General features: G+C 73.5%; 29 protein-coding genes. 12 read left to right on the plus strand and 17 right to left on the minus strand.

Annotated features, from left to right (window positions below; all coding sequences use genetic code 11):
• Positions 1-152 precede the first annotated feature (152 nt).
• Positions 153-1,121 carry a chlorophyllase/cutinase-like alpha/beta fold protein gene (locus tag SNR22_RS10390; RefSeq protein ID WP_320066312.1) on the plus strand — a complete coding sequence of 323 codons (969 nt, stop codon included), beginning with the start codon at positions 153-155 and terminating at the stop codon, positions 1,119-1,121.
• 91 nt (positions 1,122-1,212) lie between these two features.
• Here SNR22_RS10390 and SNR22_RS10395 read toward each other — a convergent pair whose 3' ends face one another.
• The 3 genes from SNR22_RS10395 to SNR22_RS10405 form a co-directional block, all read right to left on the minus strand.
• Entirely contained in the window at positions 1,213-2,175 is a 963-nt protein-coding gene (locus tag SNR22_RS10395; RefSeq protein ID WP_320066313.1) for a zinc-binding dehydrogenase, read from the minus strand.
• Positions 2,176-2,251: 76 nt separating this feature from the next.
• On the minus strand, positions 2,252-3,430 hold the full coding sequence (locus SNR22_RS10400) for an NADP-dependent malic enzyme (RefSeq protein WP_320066314.1): 1,179 nt from the start codon (positions 3,428-3,430) through the stop codon (positions 2,252-2,254).
• 140 nt (positions 3,431-3,570) lie between these two features.
• Positions 3,571-3,933, minus strand: a complete 363-nt coding sequence (locus tag SNR22_RS10405) for a S24/S26 family peptidase (protein WP_320066315.1) — start codon at positions 3,931-3,933, stop codon at positions 3,571-3,573.
• Between the two features lie 83 nt (positions 3,934-4,016).
• Here SNR22_RS10405 and sodN point away from each other — a divergent pair, with 83 nt between their 5' ends.
• Genes sodN through SNR22_RS10420 form a run of 3 tightly spaced genes read left to right on the plus strand, consistent with a single transcriptional unit; the run spans position 4,017 to position 5,409 of the window.
• Positions 4,017-4,421 carry a superoxide dismutase, Ni gene (sodN, locus tag SNR22_RS10410; RefSeq protein WP_320066316.1) on the plus strand — a complete coding sequence of 135 codons (405 nt, stop codon included), beginning with the start codon at positions 4,017-4,019 and terminating at the stop codon, positions 4,419-4,421.
• Between the two features lie 59 nt (positions 4,422-4,480).
• Positions 4,481-4,969, plus strand: a complete 489-nt coding sequence (locus tag SNR22_RS10415) for a GNAT family N-acetyltransferase (RefSeq protein WP_320066585.1) — start codon at positions 4,481-4,483, stop codon at positions 4,967-4,969.
• Positions 4,970-5,001: 32 nt separating this feature from the next.
• Entirely contained in the window at positions 5,002-5,409 is a 408-nt protein-coding gene (locus SNR22_RS10420; RefSeq protein WP_320066317.1) for an ATP-binding protein, read from the plus strand.
• A 78-nt stretch (positions 5,410-5,487) separates the two neighbouring features.
• Here SNR22_RS10420 and SNR22_RS10425 read toward each other — a convergent pair whose 3' ends face one another.
• Positions 5,488-5,874: a hypothetical protein gene (locus SNR22_RS10425; protein ID WP_320066318.1), complete on the minus strand. Its 387-nt coding sequence runs from the start codon at positions 5,872-5,874 to the stop codon at positions 5,488-5,490.
• 43 nt (positions 5,875-5,917) lie between these two features.
• Between SNR22_RS10425 and SNR22_RS10430 the strand changes: the two genes are divergently transcribed.
• Together SNR22_RS10430 and SNR22_RS10435 are read left to right on the plus strand one after the other, a co-directional pair.
• Positions 5,918-6,868, plus strand: coding sequence for a diacylglycerol/lipid kinase family protein (locus SNR22_RS10430; RefSeq protein WP_320066319.1), 951 nt, complete (start codon positions 5,918-5,920; stop codon positions 6,866-6,868).
• A 447-nt stretch (positions 6,869-7,315) separates the two neighbouring features.
• Entirely contained in the window at positions 7,316-7,573 is a 258-nt protein-coding gene (locus SNR22_RS10435) for a WhiB family transcriptional regulator (protein WP_007072794.1), read from the plus strand.
• Positions 7,574-7,671: 98 nt separating this feature from the next.
• Here SNR22_RS10435 and SNR22_RS10440 read toward each other — a convergent pair whose 3' ends face one another.
• The 4 genes from SNR22_RS10440 to SNR22_RS10455 form a co-directional block, all read right to left on the minus strand.
• Positions 7,672-8,427 (minus strand): sirohydrochlorin chelatase, encoded by a 756-nt coding sequence (locus tag SNR22_RS10440; RefSeq protein ID WP_320066586.1) that lies wholly within the window; start codon positions 8,425-8,427, stop codon positions 7,672-7,674.
• A gap of 35 nt (positions 8,428-8,462) precedes the next feature.
• A complete protein-coding gene (locus SNR22_RS10445; protein ID WP_320066320.1) occupies positions 8,463-9,224 on the minus strand; it encodes a phosphoadenylyl-sulfate reductase in 762 nt (253 codons plus the stop codon).
• Positions 9,225-9,334: 110 nt separating this feature from the next.
• On the minus strand, positions 9,335-9,493 hold the full coding sequence (locus tag SNR22_RS10450) for a hypothetical protein (RefSeq protein ID WP_320066321.1): 159 nt from the start codon (positions 9,491-9,493) through the stop codon (positions 9,335-9,337).
• A gap of 76 nt (positions 9,494-9,569) precedes the next feature.
• Entirely contained in the window at positions 9,570-11,282 is a 1,713-nt protein-coding gene (locus SNR22_RS10455; protein WP_320066322.1) for a nitrite/sulfite reductase, read from the minus strand.
• A gap of 456 nt (positions 11,283-11,738) precedes the next feature.
• Here SNR22_RS10455 and SNR22_RS10460 point away from each other — a divergent pair, with 456 nt between their 5' ends.
• Positions 11,739-13,253: a glycosyltransferase family 39 protein gene (locus SNR22_RS10460; protein WP_320066587.1), complete on the plus strand. Its 1,515-nt coding sequence runs from the start codon at positions 11,739-11,741 to the stop codon at positions 13,251-13,253.
• Between the two features lie 18 nt (positions 13,254-13,271).
• On the opposite strand, the gene SNR22_RS10465 is transcribed toward SNR22_RS10460, so the two are convergent.
• Entirely contained in the window at positions 13,272-14,888 is a 1,617-nt protein-coding gene (locus SNR22_RS10465) for a histidine kinase N-terminal domain-containing protein (RefSeq protein WP_320066323.1), read from the minus strand.
• Positions 14,889-14,913: 25 nt separating this feature from the next.
• A complete protein-coding gene (locus tag SNR22_RS10470; RefSeq protein ID WP_320066588.1) occupies positions 14,914-15,945 on the minus strand; it encodes an SIS domain-containing protein in 1,032 nt (343 codons plus the stop codon).
• A 244-nt stretch (positions 15,946-16,189) separates the two neighbouring features.
• On the opposite strand from SNR22_RS10470, the gene SNR22_RS10475 reads away from it, so the two are divergent.
• Positions 16,190-18,031, plus strand: a complete 1,842-nt coding sequence (locus SNR22_RS10475) for a tetratricopeptide repeat protein (RefSeq protein ID WP_320066324.1) — start codon at positions 16,190-16,192, stop codon at positions 18,029-18,031.
• 36 nt (positions 18,032-18,067) lie between these two features.
• On the opposite strand, the gene SNR22_RS10480 is transcribed toward SNR22_RS10475, so the two are convergent.
• Both SNR22_RS10480 and SNR22_RS10485 read right to left on the minus strand, forming a co-directional pair.
• Positions 18,068-18,583 (minus strand): GNAT family N-acetyltransferase, encoded by a 516-nt coding sequence (locus SNR22_RS10480; RefSeq protein ID WP_320066325.1) that lies wholly within the window; start codon positions 18,581-18,583, stop codon positions 18,068-18,070.
• Positions 18,580-18,795, minus strand: coding sequence for a biotin/lipoyl-binding carrier protein (locus SNR22_RS10485; protein WP_320066326.1), 216 nt, complete (start codon positions 18,793-18,795; stop codon positions 18,580-18,582). Before SNR22_RS10485 ends, SNR22_RS10480 begins: the two co-directional genes overlap by 4 nt.
• Before the next feature lie 245 nt (positions 18,796-19,040).
• Between SNR22_RS10485 and SNR22_RS29365 the strand changes: the two genes are divergently transcribed.
• A complete protein-coding gene (locus tag SNR22_RS29365) occupies positions 19,041-19,115 on the plus strand; it encodes a 50S ribosomal protein bL37 (RefSeq protein ID WP_387016047.1) in 75 nt (24 codons plus the stop codon).
• A 121-nt stretch (positions 19,116-19,236) separates the two neighbouring features.
• Here the strand turns inward: SNR22_RS29365 and rsrA are convergent, their stop codons facing one another.
• The 5 genes from rsrA to SNR22_RS10510 all read right to left on the minus strand — a co-directional run bounded on the left by rsrA (position 19,237) and on the right by SNR22_RS10510 (position 22,538).
• Entirely contained in the window at positions 19,237-19,524 is a 288-nt protein-coding gene (rsrA, locus tag SNR22_RS10490; protein WP_320066327.1) for a mycothiol system anti-sigma-R factor, read from the minus strand.
• Between the two features lies 1 nt (position 19,525).
• On the minus strand, positions 19,526-20,350 hold the full coding sequence (locus tag SNR22_RS10495) for a sigma-70 family RNA polymerase sigma factor (RefSeq protein WP_320066328.1): 825 nt from the start codon (positions 20,348-20,350) through the stop codon (positions 19,526-19,528).
• Positions 20,351-20,550: 200 nt separating this feature from the next.
• Positions 20,551-21,189: an alpha/beta family hydrolase gene (locus SNR22_RS10500; protein ID WP_320066329.1), complete on the minus strand. Its 639-nt coding sequence runs from the start codon at positions 21,187-21,189 to the stop codon at positions 20,551-20,553.
• 49 nt (positions 21,190-21,238) lie between these two features.
• Positions 21,239-21,631 (minus strand): WhiB family transcriptional regulator, encoded by a 393-nt coding sequence (locus tag SNR22_RS10505; RefSeq protein WP_320066330.1) that lies wholly within the window; start codon positions 21,629-21,631, stop codon positions 21,239-21,241.
• A 199-nt stretch (positions 21,632-21,830) separates the two neighbouring features.
• Complete coding sequence (locus tag SNR22_RS10510; protein WP_320066331.1) at positions 21,831-22,538, minus strand: SOS response-associated peptidase; 708 nt, start codon at positions 22,536-22,538, stop codon at positions 21,831-21,833.
• 102 nt (positions 22,539-22,640) lie between these two features.
• Here SNR22_RS10510 and aroA point away from each other — a divergent pair, with 102 nt between their 5' ends.
• The 3 genes from aroA to hisN all read left to right on the plus strand — a co-directional run bounded on the left by aroA (position 22,641) and on the right by hisN (position 25,981).
• Complete coding sequence (gene aroA / locus SNR22_RS10515; RefSeq protein ID WP_320066332.1) at positions 22,641-23,942, plus strand: 3-phosphoshikimate 1-carboxyvinyltransferase; 1,302 nt, start codon at positions 22,641-22,643, stop codon at positions 23,940-23,942.
• The gene (rsgA, locus tag SNR22_RS10520) at positions 23,912-25,099 is read left to right on the plus strand and encodes a ribosome small subunit-dependent GTPase A (RefSeq protein WP_320066333.1); all 1,188 of its coding nucleotides are present in this window, start codon (positions 23,912-23,914) and stop codon (positions 25,097-25,099) included. The genes aroA and rsgA overlap by 31 nt, the downstream gene beginning before the upstream one ends.
• A gap of 63 nt (positions 25,100-25,162) precedes the next feature.
• Positions 25,163-25,981 carry a histidinol-phosphatase gene (gene hisN, locus SNR22_RS10525; protein WP_320066334.1) on the plus strand — a complete coding sequence of 273 codons (819 nt, stop codon included), beginning with the start codon at positions 25,163-25,165 and terminating at the stop codon, positions 25,979-25,981.
• Positions 25,982-25,987 lie beyond the last annotated feature (6 nt).

The following is a 25,987-nucleotide window of genomic DNA, read 5'->3' on the forward strand; positions in this document are numbered from 1 at the left end:
GTGGGGGTGGGGGTGGGGGTGGGGGTGGGGGTGGGGGTGGGGGTGGGGGTGGGGGTGGGGTCGCGGGGCGGGTCGCTCGGTGGGGGGTAGGGGGACGTTGCGGGGGCGGGATGTCGGTCGGCGGGCGTACCCGGCAAGGCAGAATCTGACTCATGTGCCGTCGCCGTGCCGCCGCCCTGCTGGCCACCGCCCTGCTCACCGTCGGCCTGGCCGGTTGCTCGGGCGGGGCCGAACCGGCCGGGCGCGCCGCCGCCCCGACAGAACCGCCGACGGCGACCACCCCGGCGCCGCGGGTCCCGGCCGGCACGGCGCCGAGCGGGTCCTTCGCGGTCGGCGTACGTCAGCTCAAGCTCAGCCGCGGCGACGACCGGCCGCTCCCGGTGACGATCTGGTACCCGGCCCGCGGCTCGGCCGGGGGGACGCCGCAACGGTCCGCGACCGCGGCGACCGGCCGCTTCCCCGTGGTGATGTTCAGTCACGGGATGAACAGTCGGCCGGACGACTACGCCAGCCTGCTCACCCGCTGGGCGGCGGCCGGGTTCGTGGTGGCCGCGCCGACCTTCCCACACACCGCGCTGGGCGGCGACGGCAACGTGCTCGACGTGCTCAACCAGCCCGCCGACGTGTCGTACGCGCTGACCCGGGTGCTGGCCCTGGACGCGAAGGCGGGCGATCCGCTGCGCGGGCGGCTGGCCACCGACCGGGTCGCCGCGGCGGGGCACTCGGCCGGCGGGGTGACCACGATCGGTCTGTTCACCGGGGGACGGGACGACCGGCTGGACGCCGGGGTGGTCTTCGCCGGCAGTGCCCTGGGCGTGGGCACCGCGTTCTCCGGTGCCGCCGCCCCGCAGCTCTTCGTGCACGGTGAGGCCGACGAGGTGGTCGACTACGCCACGGGCCGGGCGGCGTACGACAAGGTGCCCTGGCCCAAGGCGATGCTGAGCCTGCCGAAGGGCGACCACGGTCGCGCCCTGCTCGCCGACGACGCGGCCCTGCGGGTGGTGTCGGAGACCTGCGTCGAGTTCCTCCGCTGGACGCTCTACGGCGACCCGGAGGCCCGGCACCGCCTGCCGGCCGGCGCCACCCGAGGCGACCTCGCCACCCTCGACGACCGGTTGTGAGGCCCACCCACCCGTGAGCCCACGCGGGCGGGGGCGTTGTCGGCCGGTCCGCGTCGATCGAATCGGCGAAGGCCGGGAGCCCGCGCGGGCGTCATGCCGTGTGGTCGATGACGATCTTGCCGAAGACGTCGCCGGCGTGCATCCGGGCGAACGCGTCACCGATCCGGCTGAACGGCACGACGCTGTCCACTATCGGGCGCACCCCCTGCTCGGCGCAGAACGCCAGCAGCTCGGTCAGCTCGCCCGGGGTGCCCATCGAGGTGCCGAGGATCTCCAACTGCATGGCGAAGATCCGACGCAGGTTGACCTTCGGCTCGTGCCCGGCGGTCGCGCCGGAGACCACGATCCGCGCCATCGGCGCGGCCGACTTCAGCGAGTGGTCGAAGGTGGCCTCCCCGACCGTCTCGATCACCACGTCGACCCGCTCCGGAAGCCGGGCGCCGGGCGCCAGGGCGGTCGCCCCCAGTTCGGTGATCCGCTCCCGCTTGCCGGCGTCGCGGCTGGTCGCGTACACCCGCTTGCCGAGCGCGACGGCGAGCGCGACGGCCGCCGTGGCGACGCCGCCGCCCGCGCCCTGGACCAGCACGGCCTCGCCCTCGGAGACCCGGCCCTTGGTGGTGAGCATCCGCCAGGCGGTGAGCCACGCGGTGGGCAGGCAGGCGGCGTCCGTCGCGGAGACGCCGCCCGGCAGGGGCAGCAGGTTCACCCGGGGTACGGCCACCCGCTCGGCGAAGGTGCCGGGGAAGCTCTCGGAGAGGATGGAGATCCCGCGCGGGTCACCCGGGTCGGGGACCAGTGGGTAGACCACGACCTCGTTGCCGTCGGGGTCGGTGCCGACCGCGTCGCAGCCGAGGATCATCGGCAGCCGGTGCTCGCCGAGCCCCACGCCGCGCAGCGACCACAGGTCGTGGTGGTTGAGTGAGCTGGCCCGCACCTGCACGGTGACCCAGTCGTCCTCGGGGTGGGTCGGCTCGGGACGCTCGCCGACGGTCAGCGCGGAAAGCGGATTGTCGGCGTCGAAGCTCGACGCGAAGGCGGCACGCATGATCCGCACCGTAACAAGGACCGGAGCTGTTAAGAAGGGGCCCTTCCCATACAAAACGCGTTAGGAAGGGGCCCTTCCTAACGCGTCAGGCGCGGGCGACGCCGTCGCGGCGGGCGGCCTCGGCGACGGCCTCGGCCACCGCGGGCGCGACCCGGGGGTCCAGCGGGGAGGGCACGATCGCGTCGACGGTCAGTACCTCGGCGGCCACGCCGGCGATCGCGTCGGCGGCGGCCACCTTCATCCCGTCGGTGATCCGGGTGGCCCGGGCGTCCAGCGCGCCCCGGAAGATCCCGGGGAAGGCCAGCACATTGTTGATCTGGTTGGGGTAGTCGCTGCGGCCGGTGGCGACGACCGCGACGTGCCGGGCGGCCACCTCGGGGTGCACCTCGGGGGTCGGGTTAGCCAGTGCGAAGACGATGCCGCCGGGGGACATCCCGGCCACCGCGGCCTCCGGGATCTGCCCGCCGGAGACGCCGATCAGCACGTCCGCGCCACGCAGCGCCTCGGTGATGTCGCCGTGGCGGCCCTCGGCGTTGGTGTCGGCGGCGAGGGCCGCCTTGGTGTCGGTCAGCTCGGCCCGGTGCCGGCCGATGATCCCCTTCGAGTCGCAGACCACCATCCGGGCCGGGTCCACTCCCCCGGCGATCAGCATCCGGGTCACCGCCACCCCGGCCGCGCCCGCTCCGCTGACCACCACCCGCAGGTCGCCGAGCTTGCGGTGCAGCAGGGCGGCGGCGTTGCGAAGCGCGGCGAGCACGACGATCGCGGTGCCGTGCTGGTCGTCGTGGAACACGGGGATGGACAGCGCCTCGTCGAGCCGACGCTCCACCTCGAAGCAGCGCGGCGCGCTGATGTCTTCCAGGTTGATTCCGCCGAACGAGGGGGCGAGGGCCTTCACCACCGCGACGATCTCGTCCACGTCCTGGGTGTCCAGGCAGATCGGCACCGCGTCCACGCCACCGAACTGCTTGAACAGCACCGCCTTGCCCTCCATCACCGGCAGCGCCGCGCGCGGGCCGATGTTGCCCAGCCCGAGCACGGCTGACCCGTCGGTGACGACCGCGACGGTGTTCCCCGCCCAGGTGTAGTCGTCGGCCAGGGCCGGGTCGGCGGCGATCGCCTCGCACACCCGGGCCACCCCGGGGGTGTACGCCAGGGAGAGGTCCTCCCGACTGGTCAACGGAACGGTGGAGGTGACGGCCATCTTGCCGCCGGCGTGCAGTCGGAAGACGGGATCAGCGGGGTCCACAGTGGACGAAGGCATGGTGACTCCAGGATCTGTCGAGCAGACGGGGCGTCCGGTCCGGGCGCGAGGTGAGGCGACGGCGGCGGTACGCGGTGCGGGGGGTCACCCGAGCACGTGCCGAGCATAGTGTCGACGCTGCGGCTCGGGTGTGAGTAGGGTCATACTGGGGAGTAGCCTGAAGGGCTGCGCAGGCGGCCCGGTCGGGGCCAGTAGCGGGCGACCACACGGCCCTGCACGTCGGCCACGCCGTACACCCGGGAGTCGTCGGTGATCAGGTCGTTGTCGCCGCGTATCCACCAGCCGCCGTCCTGCGGCCGGACCGCGCGCTTGACCACCAGCAGTTCCGGGCGACTGCGGAAAACGGCGATCACGACGTCGCCCGGGCGGACCGGTCGCCCCCCTCGGCGGACCAACACTGCGTCGCCGTGGCGCAGGGTGGGTGCCATGGAGGGACCGGCCACCAGCACGGCGGCGAGCGGCCCGCGCAGCCGGTCCACGGCCCGGGGTTCGTGGAGCCTCACCCGTTTCACCTCCGGCCCGCCGGGGACCATCCCCAGGAGTAATGTCGTCTTGGATCATCGCAAACTTCCCATGGAGGATCCCGATGCGCATTCCCCGCATCCTCATGCCGCGCGTTACCGCCAGCGCTCACTGCGACCTGCCCTGCGGCGTCTACGACCCGGCGCAGGCCCGGATCGAGGCCGAGTCAATCAAGGCGATCGACGAGAAGTACCAAGCCAACACCGACCCCGAGTTTCGCACCCGGGCGCTGATCATCAAGGAGCAGCGCGCCGAACTGGTCAAGCACCACCTGTGGGTGCTGTGGACGGATTACTTCAAGCCGGCGCACTTCGAGAAGTACCCGAACCTGCACTCTCTGTTCAACGAGGCCACCAAGCTCGCCGGCGCCGGTGGTGCCAAGGGCAGCACCGACTCGGCCAAGGCCGACGAGCTGCTGACGAAGATCGACGAGATCTCGAAGATCTTCTGGGAGACCAAGCAGGCGTGACCCCTGAACTCACGACGGTACGGCCGGCACGTCCCGAGGACGTGCCGGCCGTCGTGGCGATGGTGCACGACCTGGCCGAGTACGAGCGGGCGCCCGACCAGTGCCACCTGACGGTCGAGCAGCTCGATGCGGCCCTCTTCGGTCCGGCCCCGGCGCTCTTCGGCCACCTGGCGGTGGACGACACCGGCCGGCCGCTCGGCTTCGCCCTGTGGTTCCTCAACTTCTCCACCTGGGCCGGCGTGCACGGCATTTACCTGGAGGACCTGTACGTCCGCCCCGAGGCCCGGGGCACCGGCGCGGGCCGGCGGTTACTGGCCACCCTGGCCGCGATCTGCGTCGAGCGGGGCTACCGGCGGCTCGAATGGTCGATGATCGACTGGAACCCGGCTGCCCGGTTCTACGCCTCGGCCGGCGCCGCACCGATGACGCAGTGGGTGCCGTACCGGCTGACCGGGCCGGCGCTGCACGAGCTCGCGGCGCAGGTGGGCGGGATGTCGGACGGGCCGTGGGCCGTACCGGGCAGCGCACCCACGCACCCGTCGGCCTGACCGGGTAGAGTCGCCCACCAGGGGGATGAGGCGTGACTCAACTGACCGGCCAGCCAGCAACCGACGACGACGTGGTGCACCTCACCGTGCCCGCCGACGGCGGTTACCTCGGTGTGCTCCGTACCGCAACGGCCGGCCTCGCCGCCCGTCTCCAGTTCGCCCTCGACGAGATCGAGGATCTACGGATCGCCGTGGACGAGGCGTGCGCCATGCTGCTCGCCATCGCCACCCGGGACGCCGAATTGGAGTGCCGCTTCGCGGTGACCGACGACGCTCTCACCGTCGAGGTGACCGTGCTGACGGTCCGCGGTGCGACCCTGCCCTCGGAGTCGTCCTTCGCCTGGAAGGTCCTGACGGCGCTGACCACGGCCGCGTCGGCGAACGCGACGAACGGCCGGGCCACCATCGCCCTGCTCACCCGCCGCGCCTCTCGCTACTGACTTCCCCGCTACCGGTCGGCCCGCTACCGGCTTGCTCGCAGCGGGCCGACCGGCTGGAGGCCGAGAGCCCGGGTGCGGCTAGAAGCCGAGAGCCCGGGTGGTCGGTGGGCTGACCAACAGCGCGGCCACGCCGAGGCCGAGCGCCATCAGCGGGACGCCCAGCCAGCCGAGCCCGCCCTGGATCATGTACCAGCCGATCGGCAGCAACATGAGCTGGAGGACGATCGCCGGGGCGCGGGCCCCGGCCCGACGCCGACCCAGCGCCCCGCCCAACGCCCAGAGCGCTGCCGCACCACCGAGTGCGAACGCGGTCACCAAGAGCGCCGACGGCAGGTCGGTGGTGGTCGCGGTGAGGTCGGACCAGACCAGCCAGGCGGCGACCAGTCCGAGCGCGACCGCCTCCGCCCGGAGCAGCCGAACCGCCCAGCGCAGCGGGGTCGGATTCCGGTCCGAGTCGAGGGTCACGCGCGACACGATACCCGTGGTGGATCGGGGTACAGTGCCGCCCATGCGGGCCGTCCTGGTGGTCAATCCGAAGGCCACCACCACCAGCGAACGCAGCCGGGACGTGCTGGTCCGGGCGCTGCGCAGCCAAGTCGACCTGTCGGTGCGGTACACCCGTCGGCGGGGCCATGCCACGGACCTGGCCCGGGAGGCCGCCGAGGAGGGCGTCGACCTGGTGGTCACCCTCGGGGGTGACGGCACGGTGAACGAGGTGGTGAACGGCCTGATGAATGCCGATCCGCCCACCATCCGCACCGGGGGGACGCTTGCCGAGAGGCTACCGGCGCTGGCCACCGTGCCGGGCGGCTCGACGAACGTGTTCGCCCGGGCGCTGGGCCTGCCTCGGGAGTGGCCGGAAGGCACGAGCATGATCCTGGAGGGGCTGCGACTGGGCCGGTCCCGGACGATCGGGCTGGGCCGGGCCGACGACCGCTACTTCACCTTCTGCGCCGGCTTCGGCCTCGACGCGGCGGTGGTCCACCGGGTCGAGCAGGCTCGCCGGCGCGGCCGGGTCTCCACGCCGGCGCTCTACCTCCGGTCGGCGGTCAACCAGTACTTCCTCGGCTCGGACCGACGACACCCCACGATCACGTTGGAGCGGCCCGGCGAGCCCGCCGAGACCGGGCTGGCGACGGTGATCATCCAGAACACCGCGCCGTGGACGTACCTGGGCGAGCGGGAGATCAATCCGAACCCTGAGGCGTCCTTCGATCTCAGGCTCGACGTGCTGGCGATGCGTCAGCTCCGTGTGGCGAGCACCGCACGCACCGTCACACAGGCCTTCTCTCGGGCCCCGGATCCGCGAGGTCGTCAGGTTCTTCGGCTGCATGATGTGGGCGAGTTCACCCTGCTGGCGAGCCGTCCGCAGGCCTTCCAACTGGACGGGGACTATCTCGGAGAGCGGGAGATAGTCAGATTCGCATCCGTTCCGGCCGCACTGAGAGTAATCTGTTAGGCCTCGGGTACCACCCCTTGGTGGAGCGGTCCCCCTCACCGCAGGACGCGGTGGCCGCCACACCGAGGGCGAGGTGCCTGAAATGTCAGCAATGTCGCGGGGACTGTACTATATTGATCCTCGACTGTGGTACGCCGGGTGCCTGGACCGTCCAGAAACCCGGACAAAAGGGTCGTGAGCTTGCTCACGCACTCGGAGTTTTTCCGAGCGTCACCCTTGACATCGCGTGGGTTCGTGAAAGTATTCACAAGCGAACTTGAGTTACCGGGACATTGCCTGAAGATGCTCGCCAGATTGAGTTCTTCCAGCAGGTCCCAGGGCCACAAGAGCCTGCTCACGCAACGCCGAATTGATGGACGCGAACGGTAACCATCCGGCGTGCGGACGCATTTAGTAAAGGCACCAAAGCGAATCTGCCACCCATCCAGAATGAGGAGTGTTGCCGCCATGGACTGGCGTCACCATGCTGTCTGCCGCGACGAGGACCCGGAACTGTTCTTCCCGATCGGGACGTCTGGTCCGGCTCTCCTGCAGGTCGAGCAGGCCAAGGCCGTCTGCCGGCGCTGCTCCGTGACCGACCAGTGCCTCCAGTGGGCACTGGAGTCCGGTCAGGACGCTGGCGTCTGGGGCGGAATGAGCGAGGAGGAGCGGCGCGCCGTCAAGCGCCGCGGTGGCCTCCGGGTGCTCCGCGCTCACTCCGCCTGACCGACTCACACCGCATCACAAGTGCTCCACGCCCCGGCAGGGAAACCCCTGCCGGGGCGTTCTGCTACCCCCGGCGGGGGTAGCGGGCTCCGCAGCGCTCAGGCCGCCGCCGTAGCGGCGTCCACCCGGCGCAGCACCAGCGCGGCCAGCTCCGGGGCGTCGGTGAGCGGCCCGGAGACCGCCACCGCACCGGCCTCCCGGGCCCCCGCCACCACGGCATCATGGAAGAGGCCGGGGGCCAGGAAGTACGCCGACACGGCCACCCGGCGGGCGCCGGCCGCCCGCAGCCGGGCCACCGCCGCACCGACTGCCGGCGGGGCTGCCGAGGCGTACGACACCCGGCAGGGCATCCCCAGTTCGGCACCGAGGGCCCCGGCCACCCGCCCCACCGAGGCGCGCGCCCGGGCGTCCCGGGTCCCCGCCGCGGCCAGCACCAGCGCGTCGAACCGGCCCGGCACCACCTCGGCGAGTCGTCGGCGCAGGCCCGCCAGCAGCCCGGCGTCGACCACGCCGCCGGCCGGGCCGAGCACGTCGCAGACGCGTACGTCGATCGGTGGCCCCGCTCTGCGGGCCGCCGCGACCGCCGCCGGGATGTCCACCCGCCGGTGGTACGCGGCGGTGAGCAGCAGCGGCACCAGCACCGCCCGAGGGTGACCGGCCACCGCCAGCGACCGCAGCGCCGCCGTCGGCCCGGGGTCGGTGTGGTCCAGCCAACTCGCCGACACCAACCCGCCGGGACGGGCGGCGGCGACCGCCCGGGCCAGCGCGCGGGTCGCCTCGGCCGCCCTGGGATCCCGACTGCCGTGCGCGACCAGGATCACCGGGACCGCGTCCAGGGCGAGGGCCGAGGCCACGAGCGGCGGCGCCGGGGCGGCGGTCCCGGCAGCGGTCAGACGTGCAGTCCGCACTCGGTCTTCTCGAACATCGCCCACCGGCCCGCCCGGGGGTCTTCCCCCGCCTTCGTCCGCCGGGTGCACGGCCAACACCCGATCGAGCCGTAGCCGCGCTTGAACAGCTCGTTGACCGGGATGTTGTGGCGGGTGACGTACGCGTCCACGTCCAACTGGCTCCAGGCCGCGATCGGGTTGACCTTCACCCTGCCCCGCCGGGCGTCGAAGGTCACCACCGGCGTGTTGGCCCGGGTCGGCGACTCGTCGCGGCGCAGGCCGGCGGCCCAGGCGTCGTACCCGCTCAGCGCCCGCTCCAGCGGCTCGACCTTGCGCAGCTGGCAGCAGTCATCCGGAGACCGGTTGAACAACCGGGGGCCGTACTCGCCGTCCTGCTGGCCCACGGTGAGCCGGGGACGGATCGAGCGCACGTTCACGGGCAGCCGCCGGGCCACCTCGTCGCGGACCCGCAGCGTCTCCGGAAAGTGCAGGCCGGTGTCGAGGAAGACCACGTCCACCCCGGGGGCGACCCGGGAAACCAGGTGGGCGAGGACGGCGTCGGCCATCGAACTGGTGACGCAGAACCGCTCGCCGAACGTCTCGGCCGCCCACCGGGCGATCTCCAGCGCCGGCGCCCCCTCCAGCTCACGCCCGGCCCGCTCGGCCAGGGCACGCAGCTCCTCCGGGCCGCGCCGGGCCGGGTCGGCCGGCGCCGGGCCGCCGGGCCCGACCAGCCCGAGGTTCGCGGCGGACACGACGCTCACCGGAGCTGACCCTTCGTTCGCGACTGCGGGGCTCGCAAGCTCACTCCTCGCCCTCACCGGAACTGACCCTTCGTTCACGACTGCGGGGCTCGCAAGCTCACTCCTCGCCCTCACCGGGTCACCGTCCGGCTGAGTAGGCCGGTGAACTTCACCGTGAAGACTCGGGTGCAGGCATGGCACTCCCAGGCGCCGTGGCCGGCCTCGCTCGGTCGCAGGTTCTCCTCGCCGCAGTACGGGCAGTACATCGGTGCCGATCTGGTCTCGCTCATCGCGTCACCTCGCTGCGAAAGTCGCCACGACGGCCTTGCGGAACACTGACCTGGCTGATTCGCTCGCTGCGCTCACTCATCGAAGCTCCTCCTCGTCGGCCCTGATCACCCAGTTGGCGAAGGTCTCCCCCGCGGTGCGGCCCGCCAGGTAGCGGCGGGCGAGTCTCTCGACGTACTCCGGAAGTTCCTCGGCGGTGGTCTTCAGGCCACGCAGCTTCCGGCCGAAGCCGGCGGTCTGCCCCTGTGCCATGCCCAGGCCGCCGCCCAGGTGCACCTGGAAGCCCTCGACCCGGCGGCCGTCCGGGGCGAGGACGAGCTGCCCCTTGAGGCCGATGTCGGCGACCTGCGTCCGGGCGCAGGCGTTCGGGCAGCCGTTGAGGTGGATGGAGATGTCCGCGTCGAAGTCGCGCAGCCGCTCATCCAGCCGGGCCACCAGCTCCTCGCCGCGCGCCTTGGTCTCGACGATGGCCAGCTTGCAGAACTCGATGCCGGTGCAGGCCATCGTGCCGCGCCGCCAGGCCGACGGCCGGGCCGCCAGACCGATCCCGCGCAGCTGCTCCACCAGCGATTCGGTCCGCTCCGGCGCCACGTCCAGCACCAGCAGCTTCTGGTACGGGGTGAGCCGCACCCGGTCGCTGCCGTGCGCCTCGACCGCGTCGGCGAGCCGGGCGAGCTGGGGCCCGGAGACCCGGCCGACCACCGGGGCGGCCCCGACGTAGTTGCGCCCGTCGCGCTGCCGGTGCACCCCGATGTGGTCGACCGGCTTGGTGGGCAGCTCCGGGGCGGGACCGTCGAGCAGGGTACGGCCCAGGTACTCCTTCTCCAGCACCTCACGGAAGCGCTCCACGCCCCAGTCGGCGACCAGGAACTTCAGCCGGGCCCGGCTGCGCAGCCGGCGGTAGCCGTAGTCGCGGAAGATGCCCACCACGCCCGCCCAGACGTCCGGGATCTCGGCCAACGGGACCCAGGCGCCGAGCCGCTTGGCCAGCATCGGATTGGTGGAGAGGCCGCCGCCGACCCAGACGTCGAAGCCGGGCCCGTGTTCCGGGTGGTCGACGCCGAGGAACGCGATGTCGTTCGTCTCGTACGGGGTGTCCACCAGCCAGGACATCGACGTCTTGAACTTGCGCGGCAGGTTGGAGAACTGCTTGTCGCCGACGTACCGGCGGACGATCTCGTCGATCGCCGGGGTCGGGTCGAGCAGTTCGGCCTCGGCCACCCCGGCGACCGGGCTGCCGAGCACGATGCGCGGGCAGTCCCCGCAGGCCTCGGTGGTCTGCAGGCCAACGGCCTCCAGCCGGCGCCAGATCTCCGGCATGTCCTCGACCCGGATCCAGTGGAACTGGATGTTCTGCCGGTCGGTGATGTCGGCGGTGTCCCGGGCGAACTCCCGCGAGATGTCGGCGATGACCCGCAACTGGGCCAGGTTGAGCTGCCCGCCGTCCACCCGGACGCGGAGCATGAAGTACTCGTCCTCCAGCTCGTGCGGCTCCAGCACGCCGGTACCCGTGCCGTCGATGCCGGGCTTGCGCTGGGTGTACAGCCCCCACCAGCGGAACCGGCCGTGCAGGTCCTGGGTGTCGATGGAGGCGAAGCCGCGGTGGGCGTAGATGTTCTCGATCCGGGCCCGTACGTTCAGCGGGTCGTCGTCCTTCTTGATCCGCTCGTTGGCGTTGAGCGGCTCGCGGTGGCCGAGCGCCCACTGCCCCTCGCCCCGCGCACGACGGGGTGCCCGCGTCGGGGGTGTCGTGGGAACATCGGGCCGGGCCGGGGTGCTGCTGACCGCCATCGCGGCGTCCTCCGTTGTCTGCTGTGCCTCGGAGCGCAGGCGCGCGGCCGGCCCGTGGGACGGGCGGTGGACGGCAGTGTCGGACGGCCGGCGCGAAAGCGCCCGAGACAGATTGGTCGGGCGTCGTCAGTAGGCCGGACAGATGGCGCTGCGCACACGGCCGTAGTCGACGTGGCGACGGGCCACGAAGCGGCGGACGACAGCGGCAAGCATGCGGCCATGCTCCCACACCCCAGGTGCCGCGACCACCGAGCGCGCGTGTGATCCCACATCACGGGCCACCGATGCGTACTTGCGCGCGGATGACCCTCGATCAGGGAAAGAGTCCCTTCCCCCGACGCCGAGGCCACTCTTTCCCGGTTCGAGTGCGATCGTCGCGAAGCGGGGCCGTCCCGCGTCCGACCTCCCGGGGCCGTGGGGTGTGGAAGGCTCGGCGGCGTGAGCGGTTCACCCGCGATGCGGCATTTGCCGGGGTGGCTCGGCGCGGTCTGGGTCTGGCCGACGTTGGCGACCCTGGCGGTGACCGGCGTGGGGGTGGGCGGCGCCCAGCCCTGGCGGGACGAGCTGGCCACCTGGAGCGCCGCCACCCGGCCGCTGGGCGCCCTGGCCCGGATGGGCAACGTCATCGACGCCGCGACCTGGCCGTACTACCTGTTCATGCACGGCTGGGTGGCGGCGTTCGGCGACTCACCCACCGCGCTGCGGCTGCCGTCCGTGCTGGCAATGGCCACAACGGCCGGGCTGACCGCCGCCCTCGGGGAGCGGCTGCTCGGGCGGCCGGCCGGGCTGCTCGGCGGGCTGCTGTTCGCGGTCCTCCCCGGCACCTCCCGGTACGCCCAGGAGGCCCGCCCGTACGCCTTCGTCGCCCTCTTCGCGGTGCTGGCGACGCTGCTGCTGGTCCGAGTGCTGAATCGACCGGGGTGGGGCCGTCGGGCCGGGTACGCCGCCGCCGTCGTCGCGCTCGGCCTGGCCCACCTGGTCGCGCTCACCCTGCTCGCCGCCCATGCGCTGGCCGCCCTGACCAGTCAGCCCACGCCACCGGGCGACCCCCGGCGCTCCCGGGGTGCGGGTCGACCCCGACCGCCGCTGTGGGGATGGCTCGCGGCGGTGCTGCCCGCGCTGGTCGTACTGGCCCCGCTGGTGCTGCTGGCGGTAGGCCAGCGTGGGCGGCAGCTCGACTGGGTCGATCCGGCCCGCCCCGCCGACCTGGCCGCACTCCCGAACGCGTTGACCCAGAGCAGCACGGTGGGTGGACTTCTGCTGGGGCTAGCCGCGCTCGGGGCCGCCCGCTCGGGGCGGCGGGCCCTGTTCCCCGTCGCCTGCGGGACGCTGCCGGTGCTGCTGGTGTTCCTGGCCGGGCTGGCCGGGCCGCTCTGGGTGCCGCGCTACCTCTTCTTCACCGTCCCGTTCGCCTGCATCCTGGCCGGCGCCGCGCTGGCCGGGACGAATTCGGCGGCCCAGGTGCCGAAAGTGAGGGCGGGGGCGGGGGACGGCGGGGTGGCGCTGCCTGCGGCGCTGGCCGTGGTGCTCCTCGCCGGCCTGCTCGGCCTGCCCGACCAGGCGGCGCTGAGGCACAGCCACGAGTGGCCACGCGGCGCGCTGATCGACTACCGAGGAGCGGCACGGGTCGTCGACGAGGGACGCCGGGGCGGGGACGCGATCGTGTTCTCCCCCCGGGACGGCTGGCTCTTCCTCGACCTGGGTCTGCGCTACCACCTCGGGGACCGGCAGCCCCGTGACGTGCTGGTCGTACGGGACCGGGACACGCGCGGGGACTACTGGGCCGACGAGTGCTCGCGCCCGGCCGAGTGCCTCGCCGGTGTGCGCCGGGTCTGGCTCGTGATCGCCGGACGGCCGGCGGACCCGCTCGACGCGGTGCCGGGCGCGACGGGGGACGCGCTGCGCGACGGCTTCACCGTCGAGCGGGTCCTGCCACGCCGGGGTCTCACCGTGGCCCTGCTCACCCGCTGACCCACGTCGACGCAGCGGTCAGGGTCGGGCCAGGGGGACCACCAGCATCGCCTCGGTGCCCGCCTCAGCGCCGTTGCGCAGCTCGATGGTGCCGCGCAGTTCCCCGGTCACCAGCGCCCGGACGATCTGGAGCCCGAGCCGGCCACTGCGCTCGGCGTCGAACCCGGCCGGCAGGCCGCGCCCGTTGTCGGCGACGGTCACGTGCAGTTGCTTGCGGAACCGATGGACCGAGACCACCACCTGCGGGGCTAGCGCCGGGTCGGCCACGGCTACGGGGAACATGCCCTTCGTCCCGCCCGCCTCGGTGCCACCGACTTCCGCCGGGTGACCCGCAGCCCGCGACGGGTGAGCGCCGTCCCCCGCCTCGGGGCCCTCCGACGGCGGAAAGCCGTGCTCGACCGCGTTGAGCAGCAACTCGTTGAGGACCATGACCAGCGAGGTGGCGATCTCGGCGGGCAGCACCCCGAAGCTGCCCCTGCGGCGCATCCCGACGGTCTGCTCGGTAGCCGCGACCTCGGTCGCCGCGCTGGCCACCCGGTCCACGATGCCGTCGAACTCGACCGCCTCGTCGCTGGACATGGAGAGCGTCTCGTGCACCAGGGCGATGGAGGCGACCCGGCGTACCGACTCCTCCAGCGCGATCCGGGCCTCCGGCATGGAGACCCGGCGGGCCTGGAGGCGCAGCAGCGCGGCCACGGTCTGGAGATTGTTCTTCACCCGGTGGTGGATCTCCCGGATGGTGGCGTCCTTGGTGATCAGGGCGCGGTCGCGGCGGCGTACCTCGGTGATGTCGCGGACCAGGACCAGCGCGCCGATCGGCACCCCGGCGGGCATCAGCGGCAGCGCCCGGGTCAGCATGGTCGCCCCGCGGGCGTCGATCTCCCGCCGGGGCGGCGCCTCGCCGCGCAGGGCGGCCAGGATCGCGTTCCCGGCGTCGGTGCCCTCCAGCGGGTCGCCGGCCAGCCGGCGGTGCAGCTTGGCCAGGTCCTCCCCCACCAGGTGGGAGGCGTAGCCGAGGCGCCGGTACGCGGACTGGGCGTTTGGGCTGGCGTAGGTGACCTTGCCGTTGGCGTCCAGCCGGACCAGGCCGTCGCCGACCCGGGGTGCGGAGGTGGTCTCCCCGGGGTGCCGGGGCGGCGGGAACGTGCCGTCGGCGATCATCTGGGCCAGGTCGTCGGCGGTGGTGAGGTAGTTCAGTTCGAGCTGGCTGGGCGTGCGGGCGGTGGAGAGGTTGGTGTCCCGGCCGACCACCGCGATCACCTCGCCGGCCTCCCCGTCGGCGGTGCGCAGCCGGACCGGGATCGCCTCGTGCCGGGCCGGCACATCGCCGTACCAGACCGGGTCGCCCTCCCGCCAGATCCGGCCCTGCCCGTACGCGACGTCCAGGTGGGACACCTCCGGCCCGCCGACGATCCGCCCCACCTGGTCGTCCTGATACGCGGTAGGGGCGGTCGTCGGGCGAACCTGGGCCACGCAGAGGAAGCTGCCCTCGTCGTTCACCGGCACCCAGAGCAGCAGGTCAGCGAAGGACAGGTCGGACAGCAGCTGCCAGTCTCCGGCGATCCGGTGCAGGTGGTCGATGTCGGCGGGGCGGAGCTGGGTGTGCTCCTCGGCGAGTTCGCGCAGCGTGGACACGCCGCCCAGCCTGCCACGCCACGACTCACATCGTGGCGGTGACCTTCTTGAGCCCGCGCGGGGCGTCCGGGTCCTCGCCCCGGGTGAGCGCCAGCGCCATTGCCAGGCGCTGCAACGGCAGGATGTCCAGCAGCGGTGCGTACCGCTCGTCGACCTCGGGAACGGCGAGCCGGGTCGCTCCCTCGACGTCGGCGGAGCCGACCACCACCACGTCGGCCCGGCGTTCGCCGAGCCGGGGCAGCACCTCCCCCATCGACCGGCCGCCGGGCCCGGAGCCGACCACGGCCAAGACCGGTACGTCCGGGTCGGTCATGGCGAGCGGGCCGTGCAGCAGGTCCGCGCCGGAGAAGGCAAGGGCCGGCAGGTACGACGTCTCCATCAGCTTCAGCGCCGCCTCCCGGGCGGTCGGGTAGGCGTACCCCCGGCCGGTGGTGACGAGCTGGGCGGCAAAGCGGTAACGCGGCGCGAGCTGGGCCGGGGTGCCGTCGTCGAGGGTGCGGGCGGCCAGCTCGGGCAGGGCGTCCAGCGCCGCGCGCTCGTCGGCGGGCAGTACGCCGTCGCCGGCCCGGATGCCCTCCACCAGCATCAGCAGGGCGAGCAGCTCGGCGGTGTACGTCTTGGTGGCGGCCACCGCGCGCTCGTGTCCGGCGGCGATGTCGACGTTCAGCTCGGCGACCTCGGCCAGCGGCGAGTCGGGGTTGTTGGTGACCGCGAGGGTCAGCGCGCCGGAGGCGCGGGCGGTGCGCAGCACCTCGGCCAGGTCGGGCGAGCCGCCGCTCTGGCTCACGCCGACGACCAGCGCGTCGGACAGGTCGGGCCGGGCGCCGAAGAGGGTGACCGCACTTGGCGAGGCGAGCCCGGCGGGCAGGCCGAGCCGGATCTCGGTCAGGTACGCCGCGTAGAGGGCGGCGTGGTCGGAGGTGCCCCGGGCGGTGAAGACCACGTGCCGGGGACGGCGCTGCGCGATGACGGCGGCCACCCGGGCGATCGCCCCGGCGTGCTCGGTGGTGAGCAGCCGCTCGTAGCCGGCCGGTTGCTCGCTGATGTCGGCGGCCATCCCGGCCCCTGCACGCGTCACGGAAACCCCTTCTCTGCGCGATTGCCGCGCGTTTCCTGCTCAGTCTTGCACCTTTGATCCAACCTGAGCAATCCAGTGAGCAGAATTGCGCAGCGGATCACCACGCCCTCCCAACATCACCTACGCTTGCCCGACCCGCCGACGGGTGTGGGCGCGACCCTGTGGGAAGCCCTGAGAGCAGCAGCCACCCGCCGGTGACGGCACCTACGAGCGAGAGGCCCACGTGTCCGAGGGAAGGGACAAATCCCCGCTGTCCGCGGAGGAGGAGCTGGCCCTCGCCCGGCTCGCCCTGGACGAGGGCGACCTGGCGCACGCCGCCGGGCACGTCGCCAGCGCGCTGACCCTGGCGCCCACCCTGCCCGAGGTGCACGAGACGCTGGCCCGGCTCGCCGCCGCCGGGGGCGAGGGCGGGGGCCTCGACCTGTTCCCGCTGCACCCGCGCGCCTTCGTCGGCGCCGTGGTCGCCCGGGCGCACCTGCTCGCTGCGGCGGGGCGGCCCGCCGAGGGGCTGGAACTGCTGGCCGCCGCCACCGGGCACGACCCCCGCGCGGACTGGGCCGGGGTGCCCTGGGTGACCGCCGCCGAGCTGCCCGAGCGGCTCGAACCCGAGCGCGTCGCCCAGGTGCTGATGCAGGTCTGCGCCAGCGTGCCCGACCCGGTGCCGCGCGCCGAACGGCCCCCGTTACGGCCCTACCTCGCGCTGGCCGGCAACGCGGTCACCGTCCATTCCCAGCACGGCCTGCTGCTCGGCTCGGCGTCCGCGCTGGCCCGGCGAATCGGCGAGGTCGACCTGGCGGTCCGCTGGGCCAGCCGTGGCGTACGCGCCCAGCCGTCGAAGCTCGGCGAGGTCTGGCTCGGATACGCCTACCGCAGCGCCGGCCGGACCCGGGACGCCCTCGCGGCGCTCGGCCGGGCCGTCGACCACGACCCCGCCGACCTCGCCGTGTACGCCGACATCGCCGGCACGCTGGCCGACAACGGCCGGCTGGACGAGGCACTGGAGTGGACCGACCGGGCCCTGGCGCGGAACCCCACCTTCGACTGCGCCGTGCACACCGCGCACCGGCTGCGCTTCCAGCGCGACGGCGACGTGACGCACCTGGTGGCCCTCGCGGACTTCGTCCGCGAACATCCTGACGACTCGCACGAGCACGGCGACCTCGCCGAGTGCTGCCGCAGCCGGCCGTGGCTCGGACAGGTCACCCCCGCCGCCGGTGCGGCGGTGGCGGTGCTGCGCCACGCCCTGGCCGACGGCCACCGGGGACTGGGCCCGACCGTGCAGCTGGAGACGCTGGAGCCGCCGAGCGCGATGCGCACCGTGGCGACGGCCGTGCCCGGGCTGCGGGTCGAGGTGGCAGCGGTGGCCGACCCGGACCCGCGCGAGCCCCGCCGGGCCACCGACCGGCCGCTGTGGCGCTGGGACGGCACCGTCGCCGCCCCGACGATGCCGGCGCCCTCGGCCGAGGCCGCGGACCGGATCCGGCAGCTCGCCCACCCGGCGTGGCCGCACCCCCCGGCGGCGTACGACGCCGCGGTCGGACTGGCCACGCTGGGCCTGACCGACCTGCTCGGGCTGCTGGTGCACCCACCCACGGCACCCGCCACCGGGATGGGCCGGGTGCTGGCCGGCCAGGACCCGTCGCTCTGGGTGCGCTGTGTGCAGGTCTGGGCGTGCCTGGGGCTGCTGCACCACCGCACCGACGAGCCGTGGCCGGAGTCGACCCGCCGCCGGGTCCTGGTCGACCTGGTCTGGGGCGTGGAGGACTGGATCACCGAGGCGGCCCTGTTCGCCCTGGTCACCGCCGCGTGGGTCGACCCGTCCGCCCGCACCGACGTGGCCCGGGTGGTGGCCGAGCGCCTCGCCGACGCAGCGACCGTGTCCCGGGAGCGGCCGATGCCGATCGCGGTGTCGCTGGCCTACCTGGCGCTGGCCACCCCGGCCGTGGATCCGGCAACGACCACCCTGGCCGGCGAGCTGATCTCCGGCCTGGGCCAGGGGCCCCGCCGACCGGGCCCGCTGCGCCGCCTCTGGGGCCGCCTCGCCCGCCTCCGCCGTCGCCCCTGACCCGCGAAAAGCCCGGCCTCTACCCGGCCCGATCCGTCAGGCAGTCGCTGCGGGCAGTTCCCGGCGCAGGCCGAGCAGCTTCACCCCGGGCATCGGGGACCAGTCCCGCTCCGGGGTGCGGATGAAGCCCAGCCGCTCGTAGAGCTGCCGGGCTGTCTCGGCGAACCCGTCACGGATGCAGATCACCACCGCCGAGCAGCCCAGCTCGGCGGCGCGGGACAGGCAGGCCCGGGCCAGCGCCGCGCCGGCGCCCCGGCCCTGCGCGGCCGGATCCACCGCGAGCATCCGGAACTCGGCCTCACCGGGGCCGCAGATCTCGGCGTACGGGGTGCCGGGCAGCACGAAGGTGACCGATCCGAGCAGCTCTCCGGTGGCCTCGTCGGCGGCGACCAGCATCTCACCGCCCGCCGACCGGGTCGCCACGTCGGCGAGCACGTCGCCGTAGCTGTTCTCCCCCTTGAGCTGCCCATCGGCCTCGTATGCGGCCACGGTCAGTCGCGCCACCGCCGCGAAGTCGGCAGCGGTGGCCCGCCGGACCAGGAGGCCGGTCAATTGATCACCGCGATCAGGTCGCCATCCTGCACCACGTCGCCCTCGTTGACCGCGAGCTGCTGAACGACACCGTCGGACTCGACGATGACCGGGATCTCCATCTTCATCGACTCCAGGATCACCAGGGTGTCCCCCTCTACGACGGTGTCACCGGCCGAAGCGATGACCTTCCACACGTTCGCCACCATCTCGGCGCGGATCTCCTCGGCCATCTCGGCCCTCCCTCTCCACCGGTGTGCCTGCGTTCGGTATCCAATCATGCGCCGGCCCGCCCCGGTCTGCGGCGCGACCCTCGAACCGGCCGGTACGCGGCCACAACCGCCCCGGCGGACCACGGCGGACGCCGGCCGCACTAGCATCAGCGGGTCGGCCCCGGGTGTTTTCGCCGGGCCGGCACAGTGACCACCGCCGCGCTTCTCGCGCGGCCGGGAAGTGACCAGCACCTGAGGAGGTCGACATGGCGAAGAAGTCCCGGAAGAAGAAGGCCCGGAAGAAGAACAAAGCTAACCACGGCAAGCGCCCCAACTCCTGACCGGCGCTGCGGGCGCGGCGGGCGACCGTCCGGCGTCCGCCCGGTGACAGCCGGCCGGAGACATGACGGTGGCCCGGGTCGATCGACCAGGGCCACCGTCGTTCGTTTCCGCGCGTATGTGTCAGTCGGCCAGCTCACGCGACTCGGTCGTCTCGAAGACGACCAGCTCCGTGAGGCGGATCCGCAGCCGCTCGCGCAGTTGGTCCGGCGCGGTCTCGTTGCCGCAGCAACGCGCGACCAGCGCCTTCACCTCCTGCTCAAGGCCGTATTCGCGCAGGCAGTGCCCGCACTCGTCGAGGTGGTGCCGGATCAGCGTGCGACGCTCCTCGGCGCACTCCAGGTCGAGGTAGAGGTAGACCTCGGCGAGCACCTCGCGGCAGTCCGTCTCGTGCGGCTTCCCACAGCTCACGTCACACCTCCCGGCCGGCGACAGTGGTCGAGCCCTTGGCCGGCTGGGCGGCGGAGAACCCGCGGTCCGCGGCGTACCGTTCGAGCAACTTGCGCAGATTGCGCCGGCCGCGGTGCAGCCGCGACATCACCGTGCCGATGGGCGTGCCCATGATGTCGGCCACCTCCTTGTAGGAGAAGCCCTCGACATCGGTGAGGTAGACGGCCAGGCGGAACTCCTCCGGCAACTGCTGGAGGGCCTCCTTGACGTCGCTGTCAGGCAGCCGGTCCAGCGCCTCGGTCTCGGCCGAACGGAGCCCCTTGGAGGTGTGCGACTCGGCCGCGGCGAGCTGCCAGTCGGTGATCTCCTCGGTGGGCGCCTGGATCGGCTGGCGTTGCCGCTTGCGGTAGGAGTTGATGTAGGTGTTGGTCAGGATGCGGTACAGCCAGGCCTTCAGGTTGGTGCCCTGTTCGAACTGGTGGAAGGCCGCATACGCCTTCAGGTACGTCTCCTGGACCAGGTCCTCGGCATCCGCCGGGTTGCGCGTCATGCGCAGGCCGGCAGCGTAGAGCTGATCGACGAAGGGCATCGCGTCCCGCGCGAAGCGGGCCCTGCGCTCGTCCGTCTTCTCGGTGGTCAACCGCACATCCCCTCGCGTCGGATGCTTTCCCGCCGAGGATACGCGCCAGGACCGGGCCGCAGATTCACTTCCGGCCGGTGTGCTGGTGCTCACCACCGCCGGCGCGTCGGGCCGCGCCGTCGCGGACCAGTTCGGTGCGTCGAGCAGCTGCCTGAGCTGCCGCGACTCCCGTTCGTCCCGTTCCCGGCTCCGTGTCTCGGTCGGCACCGGTCACCCCCCCTAAGGCAGAAATCCCATCCGTAGGGGTAACGCGGAACGCCGGGCCCGGCATTCCGGCCGGCCGCTCCCCCTTCCTGGTCCCGGCCCCGGCATCCGCCGGGACCAGGAAGGGCCTGGGAGGGCGGCGCCGGCCCGCCCCGGTTCGGGCACCCGACACCATCGGAGACAACGACGTGTGCCGCTCCCGGTCACGGCCCACCGATGCTCCCGCCCGTCGCCCAGCCGTGGCCGCGCAGCCAGTCGACCGCCACGACGGCCGTGCCGGCCGGGTCGCCGCGCAGGTCGTGCCGCTCGCCGGGGCGGACGATCACCAGGACCGGCGGGCCCGCGTCGGGCACACCGAAGGGGTCGCGGTCGCCGTTGACGACCAGCGTCGGCAGACCGGTGGCAAGCTCCGCCACCCGGGAGCGTTCCGGGCGGCCCGGCGGGTGCAGCGGGAAGGCCAATGCCAGCACCGCGTCGGCGCCGACGGCCGCAGCGGTACGGCAGGCCACCCGGGCGCCGCTGGAGCGACCGCCGACCACCAGGGCGGGCACGGCCGGATGCCGCCGGCGCAGCTGCGCGACGACCGCCGTCCACGCCTCGTCGAGGTGCCCGGCGGGGGCGGGGGCGCGCCGCCCGGCCAGCCGGTACGGCTGGGTCACCCGGACCACCGCCACCCCGGCGGCGACCGCCGCGTCCCGGACGGCCCGCAGGTCCGGTGCGTCGACGTCGCCGCCCGCGCCGTGACCGAGCACCAGTAGGGCACGGGGCGGACCGGCGGGCAGGTCGGTGTCGACCCGGGCCGGCCCGCGTGGTGTCCCGATCTCATCGTTGTCGTGCCGCACCGGCCCATTCTGCTCGCCGGCCGACCCGCCCCGATCCCCAACCCGTGGGTCAGCTCAGCGGCACCAGAGTGAGCAGGCGGTCCCGCACCGGCGGGCCGGCGTCGTCGGCCCCGGCCGGATCCGGGTCGACCTCGCTGCGCCAGGCGACCAGCATCGCCCGGCGCTCGCGCGGAATGGTGCCGCCCCACACTCCGTGGCAGTCACCGGCCTCCAACGCCCAGGCCAGGCAGGACCCCTGCACATCGCAACCGCGGCAGAGCGCAACGGCCGCGTCGGCCGGTTCGTTGGGTGCCGGAAAGAACGTCTCCGGATCCACGCTCTGACAGGTTCCTCTAGTCCGCCATGCCTCGTCCTGTTGCCGCTCGCGCAACGCCCGCAGCAGTCGCGGATCTCGTCGTGCGGCGGCCACTTCGTGCGGGCGGGGCATACGCGCCCGTGTCATCCACCCACCTCCCCCGTGGGACCGGCACCATCGATGGACGTCGTTCGCACCGTACGAATCGTCGCCCACTACCGGCGCTGTGTTGTATCGCACTTCGGGACACCGAGACAAGGCCCTCGCGGAAAAATGCCTAACCAGTTGGGCGACGATTCACCCGTAACTGCGGCAAATCCGCGCACGACAATGCGCCCACCAACTGTCAGAAAAGCGTCAATTTCTCGGTCGGCGCGGCCTTGCCCGGCACCCGGGTGGTCAACTGCGGGCCGTCGTTACGCACGTTGCCGACCGCCGGCCCGACCGGCCGGATCTCCAGGCCGGCCAGCCACTCGACCGGGGGCGGGTCGAGCAGCCCGGTCGGGTCGTCCACGGGCCCCAACCAGGACGCCCAGCGGCCCCGGGGCAGCAGCAGCGGCATCCGCTCGTGCACCTCGGCCAACTCGCCGACGGCCGCGGTGGTGAGCACGCTGAAGGTCAGCAGCGGGCCGGCCGGGCTCGCCCAGGTCGTCCAGATGCCGGCCAGGGCGAGCACCGAGGCGTCCGTCGGGGTCAGGTAGTACGCCTGCCGCCCACCGTCGGGCTGCCGGACCCACTCGTACCAGCCGTCGGCGGGGACCAGGCAGCGGCGGCGGGCGAACGAGGGCGCGTACGCCCGGCTGGTGGCCACGGTCTCGGCGCGCGCATTGATCATCCGGGCGCCGTCGGAGGTCGACCGGGACCACGGCGGCAGCAGTCCCCAGCGGCCGGCGGAGAGGGCGCGGTGCCCCTCGGGCGCCAGCCGCACCAGCGGCACCGAACTGGTCGGCGCGACGTTGTGGCTCGACCGGGCGCCGCCGTCGGTCTCGTCGTCGGACTCGAACAGCCCGCTCAGGTCACCCGCGCTCCGGGTCGTCGCGTACCTGCCGCACATGGGCCACACGCTAACGCCCCGCGCCCGGTTCGGCTGTCCCGCCAAACGGGAGCGGGCCCACCGACCCGGCGTGCCGGGCGTCGGACACGGCAGAATGTGACCGTGGGAAATCCGACCGTCACCCGGCCGCTACGGCCGTGGACCGCTCCGACCGCGTCCGATCCGGTGGTGGCCAGGCTGCGGCTGCCCGGCTCCAAGTCAATGACCGCCCGCGCGCTGGTGATCAGCGCGCTGGCCAGCGGTCCCTCCACGCTGGCCGGGCCACTACGCGCCCGGGACACCGAGCTGATGGCCGGCGGGCTGCGGGCGCTCGGCGCGCACGTGTCGATCGCGGACGACGACCGCTGGCTGGTCCGGCCGCACCCGCTGGTCGGCCCGGCGCACGTCGACGTGGGATTGGCCGGCACCATCATGCGCTTCGTGCCGCCCGTGGCCGGCCTCGCCGACGGGCGGATCACCTTCGACGGCGACCCGCAGGCCCGCACCCGCCCGCTCGGCCCGCTGATCGGCGCGCTGCGCTCCCTCGGGGTGCGGGTCGAGTCCCCGGCCACCGGCAGCCTGCCGCTGACCGTCTACGGCGCCGGCCGGATGGCCGGCGGCGAGGTGGTGATCGACGCCTCCGCCTCCAGCCAGCTCGTCACCGGCCTGCTGCTGGCCGCGCCGCGCTTCGACCGGGGCGTGGTGGTCCGGCACGTCGGCCCGCCGGTCCCGTCCGCGCCGCACCTACGGATGACCGTGCAGATGCTCCGGGCTGCCGGAGCGGCCGTCGACGACAGCACCCCGGACGTCTGGGTCGTCGAGCCGGGTGCGCTGACCGGGCGGGGCTGGGAGATCGAGCCCGACCTCTCCGGCGCGGTGCCGTTCTTCGCCGCCGCCCTGGTCACCGGCGGTGAGGTGACCCTCCAGGGGTGGCCGCGCAGTAGCGCCCAGCCCGTCGAGCAGCTCCGCACGCTGCTTCAGCGGATGGGCGGGGAGGTGACCCTCACCACCGCCGGCCTGACCGTGCGCGGCACCGGCACGGTGCACGGGATCGACGCCGACCTCTCCGACGTCAGCGAGCTGACCCCGGCGCTGACCGCGCTCGCCATGCTCGCCGACTCGCCGTCGCGGTTCACCGGCGTCGCGCACATCCGGGGACACGAGACCGATCGGATCGCCGCGCTCGCGCGCGAGTTCACCGGCCTGGGAGCTGACCTCACCGAATCCGCCGACGGGCTGGAGATCCGCCCCCGCCCGCTGCACGGCGGCACGTTCCAGACGTACCACGACCACCGGATGGCGCACGCCGCGGCGGTGACCGGTCTCGCCGTCCCCGGTGTCGAGTTGGACGACGTGTCGTGCACCTCCAAGACCATGCCGGAGTTTCCGGCACTATGGTCGGCGATGGTGACCGGAAAGAACTGACACGGCGGGGGGACGTCCTGACGACCAAACGGCGGGAGTACGACGAGGACGACGTGCGGGTCCGGCCCGGGAAGTCCTCACGCCCACGCACCCGGACCCGGCCCCGGCACGACGACGCGGTTGACGGCTTCGTCATCGCCGTCGACCGGGGCCGCTACACCTGCGTGCTCTTCGACGCTGGCCCGGATGCCCCGCTGGTGACCGCCATGCGGGCCCGCGAACTGGGCCGCAAGTCCGTGGTGGTGGGCGACCGGGTGGGCCTGGTCGGCGACACAGGCGGGGCGGCCGGGGCGCTGGCCCGGATCGTCCGGATCGCCGAGCGCCGCTCGGTGCTGCGGCGCACGGCTGACGACGACGAGACCACTGCCGAGGGGCGGCTGGAGCGGGTCGTGGTGGCCAACGCCGACCAGCTCGTGATCGTCAGCGCGCTGGCCGACCCGCCGCCGCGCACCGGGTTCATCGACCGCTGCCTGGTGGCCGCGTACGACGCCGACATCGAGCCGCTGCTCTGTCTCACCAAGGCCGACCTGGCCGGCCCCGAGCAGGTGGTCGGCTACTACGCCGAACTGGAGCTGCCGTACGTGCTGGTCCGGCCCGACTCCGACCTCGACGCGCTGCGCGACCTGCTGACCGGGCGGGTGTCGGTCATGGTCGGGCACTCCGGGGTCGGCAAGTCGACGCTGGTCAACCGCCTCGTCCCGGACGCCGACCGGGCGGTCGGCGTGGTCAGCGCGATCGGCCGGGGCCGGCACACCTCCACCAGCGCGGTGGTGCTGCGGCTGCCGCCCCGCCCCGGCACCGACGCTGACCTCCGACAACCCCGGCGCGGCGCGTCCGACACCGAACTGCGACCCGGAGCCGCCGCGGGCTGGATCGTCGACACCCCGGGGGTGCGCAGCTTCGGGCTGGCGCACGTCTCGGCCAACAGCCTGCTGCATGGCTTCCCCGACCTGGTCGAGGGGACGGTCGACTGCCCGGCCAACTGCCAGCACACCGCCGAGGAGGCCGACTGCGCGCTGGACGCCTGGGTGGCCGCCGGCAGGGCCGACGCCCGGCGGCTGGCCTCGTACCGCCGGCTGCTGGCCTCGCGCTCCGGGGAGGGCGACACCCGCGAGCCCGACCAGCGCAATCCCGGCGACCCGCTGGAGGGGAGTTGACCCGCCGGCCGGGTCGTGACCCGCTCGCCGGGTCGTGACCGGGCCGCCGCTACCGTTTGCACCATGACCGGGTACGCCGATGACCTCACCCTCGCCCACCTGCTCGCCGACCGGGCGGACGCCATCTCCGCGGCCCGGTTCCGCGCCCTCGACCTGCGGGTCGAGGCGAAGCCGGACCTGACGCCGGTCTCCGACGCGGACACCGCGGTCGAGCGGGAGATCCGCGCGGTGCTGGCCGAGCGGCGTCCCGGCGACGGCCTGCTCGGCGAGGAGTACGGCGAGCAGCCCGCGACCGGGCCGGGCGGGCGGCGCTGGGTGGTCGACCCGATCGACGGCACCAAGAACTTCGTCCGGGGGGTGCCGGTCTGGGCGACCCTGATCGCCCTGCTGGAGTCCGACCGCCCGGTGCTCGGGCTGGTCTCCGCGCCGGCGCTGGGCCGGCGCTGGTGGGGTGCGGTCGGTGCGGGCGCATACGCCGGCCCGGACGCCGCGCACGGCACACCGATCCGGGTCTCCGGGGTGAACCGGCTGGCCGACGCGAGCTTCTGCTACTCGTCACTGTCCGGATGGGAGGACGCCGGCCTGCTGGAACCGGTGCTCCAGCTCATGCGGGACACCTGGCGCAGCCGGGCGTACGGCGACTTCTACGGCTACATGCTGCTGGCCGAGGGGGCGCTGGACGTGATGGTCGAGCCGGAACTGTCCCTCTGGGACGTCGCCGCGCTGGTGCCGATCGTCACCGAGGCCGGCGGGAGGTTCACCGATCTGGCCGGCCGGCCCGCCCCCGGCGGCGACGCGTCGGTGGAGCACAGTGCGGTGGCCAGCAACGGGCCGCTGCACGCCGAGATCCTCGGCAGGCTGGGTCGGCTGCCCGAGCGCTGAGCGCAG

The organism is Micromonospora sp. RTGN7, from assembly GCF_033804645.1.
Lineage (GTDB): Bacteria > Actinomycetota > Actinomycetes > Mycobacteriales > Micromonosporaceae > Micromonospora.